We start from the raw sequence: 9,921 nt of genomic DNA, 5'->3' as shown, positions 1-9,921 counted from the left end.
ACTCAATTCTTCTACTTTATCATAAAATCCAGGAATGGTAATATGATTATTTTCATCGTGAAGCGAAGCAATCATTTTGGCTAATACATTAATTGGATTCGCAACTGCTCCGCCATATAATCCGGAATGTAAATCACGATTTGGACCAGTAATTTCGACCTCAACATAACTTAAACCACGTAATCCAGTTGTAATACTTGGTTGTTGGTTAGAAATCATTCCGGTATCGGAAATTAAAATCACGTCACAACTTAATTTTTCTTGATTTTTTTCTACGAACCAGCTGAGACTTTTCGACCCAACTTCTTCCTCACCTTCAATCATAAATTTTACGTTGCAAGGCAAACAATTGTCCTGAATCATGTATTCGAAAGCTTTCACATGCATGTACATCTGACCTTTGTCATCGCAAGAACCACGTGCAAAAATTGCTCCTTCTGGATGAATTTCTGTGGTTTTTATTACTGGTTCAAATGGTGGTGATGTCCAAAGTTCTAGTGGATCTGGAGGTTGCACATCATAATGTCCATAAACCAAAACAGTAGGAAGGTTTTTATCGATTATGTGTTCTCCAAAAACTATTGGATAACCTGGAGTTTCACAAATTTCTACAAAATTGCAACCTGCTTTTTCAAGACTTACTTTTACTGCTGCTGCAGTTTTTATTACGTCTTTCTCATAAGCTTTGTCAGCACTTACAGATGGAATTTTTAATAATTCGATTAATTCGTTAATAAAACGTTCTTTATTTTCTTGAACGTATTGTTTAATATTGTCCATTTTCAATTAAAATTTTATAAAGTCAAAAGTACAAAAAAGAGTTTTAAAAAAATTCATAATTCATAATTCATAATTCATAATTTGTTTTTATATTTGCACTCACAATTTTAGCGGATATGGTGAAATTGGTAGACATGCCAGACTTAGGATCTGGTGCCGCGAGGCGTGTAGGTTCGAGTCCTATTATCCGCACTTTTTAATTGCAATTATCTAAATTATAGGTAATTGCATTTTTGTTTTTATAAAGTTGCCAAACATTTGCCAAACCATTTTCAAAACACTACTAATTTTCATTTTATTTTGGACTCCGAAAACTATCTATCTAAGTTAGATTTTTGAAGTTTTTCTAACATAGGTTTTATTCTATGTTAGAATTTTATAAATAATTGGATTTTTTATAAACGTTTTGAATTTCATTTATAAATTTTGAAGTTTTTTATAAACGTTATTTTTTTAAGTTCTCTATGTGGACTGAAAAAACTATCCATTTGACCTCCGAAAAATCTTTAATAATCATTAAATGATGTCCAAAAAATCATAGTTCGATTTCTTATAGGACACAAATTACTACATAATTCAAACTGAATTTAAAAGTTATTCAGTAAATTAAATTGTTGAGGTTGGTATAATCTTTTTTGCTTAATTCGTAGGTTACTGATTTTGTTTCTAATGTTGTGAGCCAATTCTTTTATTTGAATGTCAAAATCTGAATTGTACCATACTTTTGATAAGTACCTATTTTTGATTTGTTCAAAACAATCTTTATCATTTTGATAATAATATCTTAATCCAGTATGTGAAAGCAAAATACTATTATCCTTTTGCATTGAAATATCAAACCCAGTTACTTTACAAATAGAATTTTTAACCTCAACTTTTTGCATTTGCTTTTGGTTGCATATTCCACTATTATATAAGTTGGAATCTGCACCCTTTTTTACTTTTGTGTTGGTTGTGGAAATTGCACCCTTTTTTAAAAATTCAAGTTTGTCAAAAATGATGTTTTCCAGTTGATTTTTTAGATTGTTTTCAACTTTGTTGATTAAGTTATAATAGTTGGTTTTGTTCTTACTAAAACTATTTCGGTTTTGATTTTTGATTTTATACCACAACAACGGATTAAGATATTCAGAAACTTTTTTAAATTCCTTTTGGTTTAAACTTTGAAAATTTGTAATACAATCCAGTATAAGAACTTCTTTAAATTCCTTAATCAATGTTTCAATCATTTTGGTATAAACATCTATATTCAAAAGATCGTTTGAAGTGTGGATTCCTAATTGATTAATGCAGTATTTACGCTCTTTACTTTTTATTTCAAATCGGAATGTATCAATGTCGGTGTATTCTGGAAATTGTAATCCTTTGGCGTATGCCTTAATGATTTTGTATTCGTTTGCCGTTCCGTTTTTGTCTGTGGAATAACTTTTTTTGCTGTATGCCAATCCAGTATCGGTTCTAAATTCGTTTTTTTCGTGGTATGCTAAATACATTATCAAATCCTTTATATCAATTGGACTTATAACATTCAATCCAAATTCAATATTTACGACTTTCAAGTGTGTCAAATCAATTTTAAAGATTTCTTTGAAGTTTGATATTACATTGATACAATCAACTATTTTAAAGTCATTTGCATTATGTAGGTTGTTGTTGAAGTAGTAGTGCGGTTTGAATAGAATATCTAATCGATTGGAATAAAAGCAAAACCGAATTCCTTTGTAGTGCATTACCTTTTTAGTTGTAATTACTTCAAAATCCAAATGATTCAATTTATCTGTATCACTCAACCAAGTCAATAAATCATTTGTATTGAAATATTCAATTAATGACAAATCATAGGTTTGTAATTTTAGAAAATCTAACATTTTTTATTATCTTTGTTTCAATGTTTTTGCGATGCCAGTAAAAGCACTTTTGAACAATTAAGGCGACTTGAACAATCGCCTTTTTTTTGTTTCTATACTTTACTGATTGATGAAGTGAACGACCTTTTTTATGTCGTTAGTGTAGTAGTTTTTGAAATAGTACACTATCAATTTTCTATCGTTATCCTTTGAAAATTGCACTATTATCAAATCTTCTTTGGTGTTGTTTTTGCCTTTATCTGCTATAAAAACGCCACATATTGACGTATAAAACAACCCAGTTAGTGTATGCCACTTTTTTACTAATCTAACTTTGAGCCAGTAGGTAGGATTTACTTTTGCAAAACCTCTGTCTTTTTGAATATTTAGAAGATCAGATAATTTTTGCGTTCCGTTTTTAACCTCAACAATTTCGTAGTGTTTTACGCCTTTGTATTTGCCCTCGTTTATTTCTTTGTAAACGTGAATAGTTGGTGTTGATAAGATGCCAGTAGTCATAACCTTAAACGTTTAGTGGGGTTAGACTTGCTTCAATTTCGGAACGTAAAAAGTAAACCCTTGCACCAATACCAAGTGGATTGAGTTTTTTAGATTTGCACCAATTGTGGATTGTAGAAATATCCACATTGAACATTTGAGCCACTTCTTGACGTGTTAAATATTCGTTGGGTGTTTTTGGTTGGAAATGATTTTTGAGGTCATCAATTTGAATTTTAACGCCTTTGAGAATTTCCGATTGTAGTTGTTCGGGCGTTATTTGAATAAGTTGGATTGCTTCCATAACTAATAAGTTTTAATGTTATGGTGCAAAACTCAATCTATTTAAACCGCACAATAATATTGCACTTGTGCGAGAATTTGTGCGAGAATTGTTTAATGATGTTCTTGACTTAATAAGGCGTATTTATCTAAAAAATCTTTATTGATATCAATTGAACGTTCCTTACAATAACCAATAATCATTTTTAATTTATTTTTGTTATTAAAAATATTATGGTGTGAACTTGAATTATTAAAACTATCATTGATGTATTGTCGAGTTAATCCAAGATGTTTTGCTAATTGGTTTATATTAGGAAATTCATTATTGTTGTGATAATACTTTGTTGATTTGATGTTTTCAATAGTTACTACTTTTGAATAGATTTCATTTTTCGCAAACATTAAACCAACTTTGAAATATGCTTTATTAAGTTCTTGATTATAATCAATTTTGTTTTTTGAATTATTGATTTGTTGAGGTTGTTTATTGATTTTGTTAAAAACCAATTCTTTGAACCTGGTAAACAATTCAGAAACAGATTTTACATTGTGAACACTAAAATAACTGTCAACAACCTCATTTGAAATAAAATCAATTTCAAATGTTTCAATGTCTTTTGCCAGTATTTCAAGTTTATGCTTTTCGTCATTCGTTGCCCTTTCTATAAAATTTAAAACATCTAACTCACTAACTAAATTTTGATTGACCTTATTGAAAAATTCTATTGAGTTTTCGAGTTGTAAGTTGGGTTGTGGTGTGGTTATTTGATTTATGGAATGGTCATATTTATTGTTTAAGAAATCTTCCGTTTTAGCATAATCCAGATACATTAAAATAAGAATATACTTTTTTTGTTGAGGGGTTACATTATTTTGAAACTCAATCAATTTTGAAGTTTTTTTCATTACTCCAATAGAATTATTGTTTTTATATTCAGTTATAAAGTTAATAAATTCACTTCCATTAAAGTTTTTATCATTTCGTTCAACTTCATTTTTATAACTTTCAATGTCGTGTTTATCCAAGTTGTAAAAATCAAAAATGCTTTCAATCCAAATTGATAAACCTTTTAAAGTTTTTAGTTCCCAAATGATATGATTATTGACATTAGTTTTTGAAGTGATAATGTCATTTTCATCTAATTGATAAGGTTTTTTATCGTTTTTAGAATATATTTTCAAATCTAAATTAAAGACTGAATTTACATAGTTTTCATAGTTCAAACTATTTATCCAACTTCTGAAAAACATACCCAAATATCGGTTAATATGTTCTTCTGAAAGAGTATCATAACTCGGATGTCCAATGATGCTAAAACCCATAATTTGTTTTATTAATCTAACTTTTTTGTCTTTCCTGCAGTTGTAAATTACCACCCATTATTTTTTTTAGTAATATAATTAAAAAGCGAATCTATTTGTAATTGAACAAATCCTTGGTATTGTTCTTTTGCATTATTCCAACCATTGCCGTTTTTGTCTTGAATGTTATTAATTACATCTGTAATTTTAAAAAATACTTCACTATTATCAACGGTTATTCCTTTGTGAGTATATTTGATTCTATATTTACCATCTTGAAATTGAAACTCCATTGTGTAAGTAACATCATAATCAGCTTTTGTTCCATCAGAAAATGTTCTTGAAAATGCACTTTTTCCGAATCCGTCAATTCTAATCATTTCATTTTCAACTTTTGCCTTAATTACTTCATTTGGGTTAGTATAATTTACATTAATCCAGTCAATAGTTTTTTTGTATAGTTCTCCTGCCGATTTGTCTTTACATTCAGTTATTACATAATCAGTTAAACCATCTTGTGTAAACTTGAATTTTGCTTCTTGACTAAAACTCAAAATTGAAATCATCATTGCTAAAATTGTAATTGTTTTTTTCATAATACTTGTTTTTTAAAAATTGAAATTAATTATTGTTTTTATTGATATTTTTCTTTGGAAATAAAAAGCAACAAATTTACTTTTTACGGTTGCTTTTCGGTTGCTATTTTATTTTTACTCACTTTTGAGTTAGTTTTTTTTTTTGGTTACATAGTGCAACATTTTTGTTTTTTAGGGTTCGTTTTCGGTTCGTTTGTGGTTCGTTTTAACTATTTTTTGGTTGAATTGTGGTTGTTAAATAACTTTTAGTTGAGGTACTTTTTCTTTGTTTATGGTTTCATAAAATTTCATAAATAAATCTGCATTTGCATCTTTGTCCTCTCGTTTGTTGATGTAGGTTAAAAACAAACTTTCTTTTGAATGACCAGTAATATTTATCAAAATAGGTGTAGGTATCTTTTTGTAATAGTTCGTTGCAAAGGAACGTCTAAAACAATGCGATGCGAGTAAATCGCATTTAGGATAGAATCCCAACTCTTTACGATTGGTTTCGATGTTTAGTTTCGTTCCTTTTACGACCTCAACTATTCCAGCCAGTTTACAAACTACTTTTATAAAATCGTTAAACTTTTGATGTGGTATTTTTGTAGGTAGGTTGTTTTCTATAATTTCAATAATGTGCGGTGCTATTACGCCAATGGTTACACTTTTATTTGTTTTCTGCTGTATGATGTCTAAATAATAACTATTGCTTTTAAATCGAATGTTTTCGTGAGTAACGTTCAATAAATCGCCACCACGTTGCCCAATTTCACAACCAAGCAAAATCCAGTTTCTTGCATTGTTTATGGTATTGGCTGTAATTGAAATGTTTTTAGTTAGTTCGAGATTATCTTTTTTGAATTGTTTCAAAACCTCATCTTTTGGGATTTCAAAGGTTCTTATTTGCTCCAGTTCGTCAAACGATAATGTTTGAATGTATCGGTCTTTATCACTTTCTCTAAAATGCTGAATTGTTTTTGAGTATGGTGTTATTAGAATTTCGTTTTTTTCTGCATCAATGCAAATCGTTTTTAAGATTTCTAATTGTTTGCCCGAATAGTTAGTTGAGAATTTTTTAGTATTCACAAGCCAGTTAGTAAATTTATCTACAAATGGTTTTGTGATTTCAATAAAGTGAATTCTTTTTTTGATTGTAGTTTGATATTCAACAATGATTTTTTTGAATAAATTATAATTTTTTACTGTACTTGGACTTAATCCAATTTTAAAACCACCATTAGTTTTGACTTTGCGAGTGTTTGCATTATCAATAATATGCTGAATATGGTTTATCAGTAATCCATTATCGGTTTTCTCAACTCTATTAAAACATTGTTTGATATTGTTTTCGAGCCAGTAGGTATCAATTAAAATTCTATTTGATAAATCTTTGTTGAGGTTTTCTAAAACGAAATTTTCTAACTTTTTGAGATTGTTAGATAGTTGTTTGTTTTCGGGGGTGTTTTGTTTGGGTAAATCTTTATCACTCCAATCTTTTGGATTTATTGAAAACCCAGTATTCAATTCAAGTTCCAAACTACGACCATTTGAAACACGAATTTTTATTGAAACATTTTTGTTTACTTTACTTCTTAATCTGAATTGTACCGATGCCATTTTAATAAATTTTGAACTTTGAACTTTTGAACATAACAAAGATACAAAATAAAATAATACGGTTTCCAAATTTGCCCAACCATTGCCCAACCGATTTACAATATTATTAATTCTTATTAGATTTTATTAGATTACTTTTGAGTTATAAAATGTTTTGTAATGTATTGAAAATGTTGATATTTTGAAGTATTTATGCAATGTTTCTAATACTTGACAAAAAACACTGAATTGTGGGGTGTAGCGTGTAGGTTCGAGTCCTATTATCCGCACTTTTAAATCGTAATTGTCTTTTTTAGATAATTGCGATTTTTAATTTGTAAACTTACCCAACCCATTGCACAACATCTTTAAAAAGTGAAAATATTATTATTTAGGACTAGTAATACCTTTTTTTGAAATTCCATTTTTTTATACCATATCTTCAAAAAATAATTTATTAAAAAGAAAAAATTATATTCCAAAAAACAATGAATTATACAACATTCGCTTAAAATTACATAAAACAATTTAGAATAATAAATTCCAATTTTGTCATATTATTAAAATTATATGACCGAATATATTGTTAAAATATTAGAATCGTTTTATGTAACACACGACGTAAAATGTTTTATTGTTGAAAAACCAACTGGTTACGATTTTATTCCTGGACAAGGAACAGAAGTTTCTATAAACACATCAGAATGGAAAAATCAAATGAGACCTTTTACTTTTACATCTTTGAGAGAACAGCATCATCTTGAATTTATAATTAAAATTTATCGAGATCACAACGGAGTTACCAATATGTTGGGAAAAACTAATGCTGGTGCCGAACTTATTCTTCACGATGTTTTTGGTGCAATTCAATACAAAGGCAAAGGTGTTTTTATTGCTGGCGGTTCTGGAATTACTCCTTTTATTTCCATTTTTAGAGATTTGTACAAAAAGAAAGAACTTCATGGTAACAAACTTATTTATAGCAATAAAACTTCCGAAGATGTAATTATGGATTTTGAATTAAAGAATATGCTAAAAGAGGATTATGTAAAATTATACACACGTCAAAATGTTATCGGATTTGTAAGCAGAAGAATTGACCGCAATTATCTTATTGAAAATATAATAGATTTTAACCAACATTTTTATGTTTGTGGAACTTCAGATTTTGTAAAAAGCATCACTGGATATTTAATTGATTTAGGTGTTACATCAAACTCGTTAGTAATTGAGGACTAATTTTATATGCTCTATTCTAATTTGTATTTTCAAAATAAACCACATTGAAATCACATAGGTTTTTTAGAAATTTAAACAAGGAATTTATAGAAAATTTCATTTTTATAGATAGACTAATTTAATCCAAGAAGAATAAAGCCATTTTATTTTGCTATATCTTCTATAGATCAATGTTAATTAAATTTATTTATTAAACTAAAACCATTTTGTTCAATATTTAATTTCTGTGAATTATATAAGTTATCTATAAAGTTCTATAACAATAAACATATAAAATCTTGCCAATTTTGAATTCATATATAAATTAAGCAAAATGAAAACTATTAAAATGAACAAAGTGTTAATCGCATTAGACTACAATCCTACTGCCAAAAAAATTGCTGAAGTTGGTTTTTCATTAGCTAGAGCAATGCAATCTGAAATTATTTTACTTCATATTATTTCAACTCCAGTAGATTATGCTTCAACGGCTTATGATCCAATCATGGGTTTTGGTGGTTTTGCAAACTTAGATTTACACCAACCAGATATCAAACAGTTAACGAATTCAGCATTTGATTTTCTTAATAATGTAAAAAAGCATTTGGGAGATTCTAAAATCGATACAATAGTTAAAGAAGGCGAATATGCTGATGCAATATTAAAAACGGCAAATGAAATAAAAGCAGATGTAATTGTCATAGGAAGTCATAGCAAAAAATGGCTCGAAACCATATTGTTGGGAAGCACAACCAAAGAAGTTTTAAATCAATCTAATATTCCGCTATTCATTGTTCCTACCAAGAAAAAAGTGTAGCAAATTTTCAGTTTAGATATGTCAATAGGGATACAACTTTTTTTTGTACTTTTACTTTTAATATCTTTTTTAATCATAGCTATAAATGAAGTTATTCATAAAATATATGGTAAGTAACCGCTGTAAAATAGTGGTAAAAGAAATACTAAAAGAAATGAACTTGCACTTTATTTTAGTCGAATTGGGCGAAGTAGAAATTATGGAAACTATTTCTGACGAACAAAGAGAACTATTAAAAAACGAATTGCTAGAATCAGGTTTGGAGTTAATGGATGACAAAAAATCGATTCTTATCGAAAAGATAAAAACCATCATCATTCAATTGATTCACCATACTGAAGAAGATATTAAAATCAATTTTTCTGACTATTTGAGTGAGATATTACACCACAATTACAATTATCTAGCTAATATGTTTTCGGAAGTGCAAGGAATTACTATTGAGCATTTTATAATAAATCACAAAATAGAAAAAATTAAAGAACTAATGATTTATGGCGAACTCACCATTACCGAAATTGCTTATAAAATGAATTACAGCAGCGTAGCTCATCTATCAACACAGTTTAAAAAAGTCACTGGACTTTCTCCATCACATTTCAAGCATCTCAAAAACAAAAGGCGAAATCCATTGGAAGAAATTGGAACATCAAAAAGCATAAATTTGTAGATGATGGATTCAAAAAAAAAGCAAGATACTAAGTTTCAAAGTTTTCTAGAATCGGTTCCTGATGCTATTGTTATTGTTAATAAGCAAGGAAACATTCAATCGGTAAACAAGCAAACAGAAGAAATGTTTGGATATCTAAGGAATGAAATTATAGGCAATAAAATTGAACTTTTAATGCCATCTAGATTCAAAGAAGCACATCCTGGTCACCGAGATAGTTTTTCTGGAAATCCAAGAACCCGAAAAATGGGTGAAGGAATGCAATTGTTTGCACAACGAAAAAATGGTGACGAGTTTCCAGTAGAAATTAGTTTAAGTAAAATTGATACC

11 protein-coding genes and 1 tRNA gene are annotated in these 9,921 nt (G+C 28.5%); 5 read left to right on the top strand and 7 right to left on the bottom strand.

Features of this window, described 5'->3' with window-relative positions:
* Positions 1-780, bottom strand: a 780-nt coding sequence (locus ACH2BO_RS08335; protein WP_395044284.1) for a M20/M25/M40 family metallo-hydrolase, incomplete at its 3' end; no start/stop codon positions are given.
* 110 nt (positions 781-890) lie between these two features.
* Between ACH2BO_RS08335 and ACH2BO_RS08330 the strand changes: the two genes are divergently transcribed.
* Positions 891-972: transfer RNA gene (locus ACH2BO_RS08330), tRNA-Leu, on the top strand.
* Between the two features lie 395 nt (positions 973-1,367).
* Here the strand turns inward: ACH2BO_RS08330 and ACH2BO_RS08325 are convergent.
* From ACH2BO_RS08325 to ACH2BO_RS08300, 6 genes are all read right to left on the bottom strand, one after another.
* Complete coding sequence (locus ACH2BO_RS08325; RefSeq protein ID WP_395044283.1) at positions 1,368-2,648, bottom strand: hypothetical protein; 1,281 nt, start codon at positions 2,646-2,648, stop codon at positions 1,368-1,370.
* A 99-nt stretch (positions 2,649-2,747) separates the two neighbouring features.
* Positions 2,748-3,146 carry a hypothetical protein gene (locus ACH2BO_RS08320; RefSeq protein WP_395044282.1) on the bottom strand — a complete coding sequence of 133 codons (399 nt, stop codon included), beginning with the start codon at positions 3,144-3,146 and terminating at the stop codon, positions 2,748-2,750.
* Between the two features lie 4 nt (positions 3,147-3,150).
* A complete protein-coding gene (locus ACH2BO_RS08315; RefSeq protein ID WP_395044281.1) occupies positions 3,151-3,429 on the bottom strand; it encodes a helix-turn-helix domain-containing protein in 279 nt (92 codons plus the stop codon).
* Between the two features lie 92 nt (positions 3,430-3,521).
* Positions 3,522-4,733, bottom strand: coding sequence for a hypothetical protein (locus tag ACH2BO_RS08310; RefSeq protein WP_395044280.1), 1,212 nt, complete (start codon positions 4,731-4,733; stop codon positions 3,522-3,524).
* A 47-nt stretch (positions 4,734-4,780) separates the two neighbouring features.
* The gene (locus ACH2BO_RS08305) at positions 4,781-5,308 is read right to left on the bottom strand and encodes a DUF4468 domain-containing protein (RefSeq protein WP_395044279.1); all 528 of its coding nucleotides are present in this window, start codon (positions 5,306-5,308) and stop codon (positions 4,781-4,783) included.
* 234 nt (positions 5,309-5,542) lie between these two features.
* On the bottom strand, positions 5,543-6,907 hold the full coding sequence (locus tag ACH2BO_RS08300; protein WP_395044278.1) for a phage integrase SAM-like domain-containing protein: 1,365 nt from the start codon (positions 6,905-6,907) through the stop codon (positions 5,543-5,545).
* A 549-nt stretch (positions 6,908-7,456) separates the two neighbouring features.
* Here ACH2BO_RS08300 and ACH2BO_RS08295 point away from each other — a divergent pair.
* The 4 genes from ACH2BO_RS08295 to ACH2BO_RS08280 all read left to right on the top strand — a co-directional run.
* Complete coding sequence (locus ACH2BO_RS08295; protein WP_395044277.1) at positions 7,457-8,125, top strand: FAD-binding oxidoreductase; 669 nt, start codon at positions 7,457-7,459, stop codon at positions 8,123-8,125.
* 313 nt (positions 8,126-8,438) lie between these two features.
* A complete protein-coding gene (locus ACH2BO_RS08290; RefSeq protein ID WP_395044276.1) occupies positions 8,439-8,921 on the top strand; it encodes a universal stress protein in 483 nt (160 codons plus the stop codon).
* Between the two features lie 85 nt (positions 8,922-9,006).
* A complete protein-coding gene (locus ACH2BO_RS08285; RefSeq protein WP_395044275.1) occupies positions 9,007-9,591 on the top strand; it encodes a helix-turn-helix domain-containing protein in 585 nt (194 codons plus the stop codon).
* Positions 9,592-9,921 (top strand): PAS domain S-box protein (locus ACH2BO_RS08280; RefSeq protein WP_395044274.1); only part of this gene is annotated, 330 nt, incomplete at its 3' end.

Source organism: Flavobacterium sp. (assembly GCF_043773265.1).
In the GTDB taxonomy this organism is placed as follows: domain Bacteria; phylum Bacteroidota; class Bacteroidia; order Flavobacteriales; family Flavobacteriaceae; genus Flavobacterium.
Note: the sequence above shows the minus strand (reverse complement) of the source record. Positions and strands in the feature narration are given on the sequence as shown.